The following is a 919-nucleotide window of genomic DNA, read 5'->3' as shown; positions in this document are numbered from 1 at the left end:
GCTTTAATAGCAGGAAATGCCAGTGAAGCGTTCATCAACATACCCGGTTTCAATTGGTTTTCTGGGTTATCAAACTCAATGCGCACGCGCAAATTCAATGTCTCTGCACTGATTCTGGTATCAATACCAGTGACTTTCCCAGAAAAACGTTGTTCACCCCAAGCACTGGTCTTCGCGGCAACTTCCATTCCAACTGACAACATCGACAAATAACGTTCTGGAATTTGTAAATCCAACTCCATGACCGACAGATAGTCTAATGTCAGAAGCACAGTTCCTGCGCTAACCATTTTCCCGCGGCTGAAATCGATAAATCCAACCGTGCCAGAAAAGGGCGCGGTGATATGCAGATCGGCGAGATTCGCTTTCGCAGCATCAAGTCGAGCCTGAGCAATCTCCACGCTTGCTTTTTGTGCATCAATTTCGGTTTGAGTAATTGCGTTTCGTTTAACTAAACGCTGAAATTCTTTTAACTTACGTTCTTCATCTTTTAAGTAAGCTTTTGCCTCTACCAGTGCTGCTTGCGCTTTATCATCATCCAATTGAATTAACAGTTGGTTTTGCTGCACGTTCTGGTTTGCTTTTACTGCAATTTTTTTGACCTTACCTGCAACTTCTGAAGCGACAACCACAGACTCTGCCGCCTTCAATTTGCCGATAAGGGATAAAGATTGATTAATTTCGTGCGTTTCTACTTGCTCAGTCACAACCGTGACCGCAGACGGACCTCGCTTTGCTGCAAAAGCGCTAGGGGAAGCCATTAATATAGAAAGCGTTAAAACAGATAAGGATAAAGTGGCTTTCATGCTCATGATCTTGACTACTAAACGAATAAACTTATGTCATTAAACTGCTTACAGTTTATCAATAGATACGGCTTTTAACGTCAAGTAGTGTAAATTTCAGTAAAAAGAATATT

1 protein-coding gene is annotated in these 919 nt (G+C 42.0%); it reads right to left on the bottom strand.

Annotated elements, in window-relative coordinates:
- Positions 1-812 (bottom strand): multidrug efflux RND transporter periplasmic adaptor subunit VmeE (gene vmeE / locus R8N49_RS25655; RefSeq protein ID WP_318190274.1); only part of this gene is annotated, 812 nt, incomplete at its 3' end.
- Positions 813-919: the final 107 nt, after the last annotated feature.

It is taken from the genome of Vibrio sp. 1978 (assembly GCF_033344345.1).
The sequence above is the reverse complement of the archived record's forward strand: the minus strand, read 5'-3'. Positions and strand labels throughout refer to the sequence as shown.